This is a genomic window from [Mycobacterium] manitobense, assembly GCF_025821665.1.
GTDB classification, from domain to species: domain Bacteria; phylum Actinomycetota; class Actinomycetes; order Mycobacteriales; family Mycobacteriaceae; genus Mycobacterium; species Mycobacterium arseniciresistens.
The window spans coordinates 1-522 of record NZ_JACKSJ010000028.1 but is presented as its reverse complement, the minus strand read 5'-3'; the positions used below and the strand labels follow the sequence as shown (position 1 = coordinate 522).

Sequence of the window (522 nt, the reverse complement as noted above, 5' to 3'; positions counted from 1 at the left end):
GGAACGGGTTGTCGACGAAGAACGAGCTGAGTTCCTGCGCAACCGAGTTGCGGGCCCAGCCCGGCGCGTACTCGACCAAGGTCTGCGCATCCCCGCCGTCCACGGTCATCACGTGTACCGGGTTCTGCCGGAACTTGAACGCGCCCTGCGGGCCGTTGGCACCGAAGTCACCACCGAGCGAGATGACGGTGCCTTTCTTGACCGTTGCGGCCGCCTCGGCCACCTTGTCGGCGGTGATGAAGTTCAGGGTGCCGAGTTCGTCGTCGTCGCCCCAGCGTCCCCAGTTGCGGACATCGTCGGCGACACGACGGAAATCGTTCATGTTGGCCACTATCGGGGAACCTCCAGTCCCTCGGCGATCTTGTTGGCGACACTACCGCCATCCACCCAGATCACTTGTCCGGATATGTAACTGGCAGCAGGACTGTTCAGGAATGCCAGCACCGACTACCGCCATCCACCCAGATCACTTGTCCGGATATGTAACTGGCAGCAGGACTGTTCAGGAATGCCAGCACCGAC

At 61.9% G+C, this 522-nt stretch carries 1 pseudogene; it reads right to left on the bottom strand.

Annotated elements, in window-relative coordinates:
- Positions 1 to 322 (bottom strand): annotated as a pseudogene (locus H7I41_RS04355) (cyclase family protein); the annotation flags it as partial.
- Positions 323 to 522: the final 200 nt, after the last annotated feature.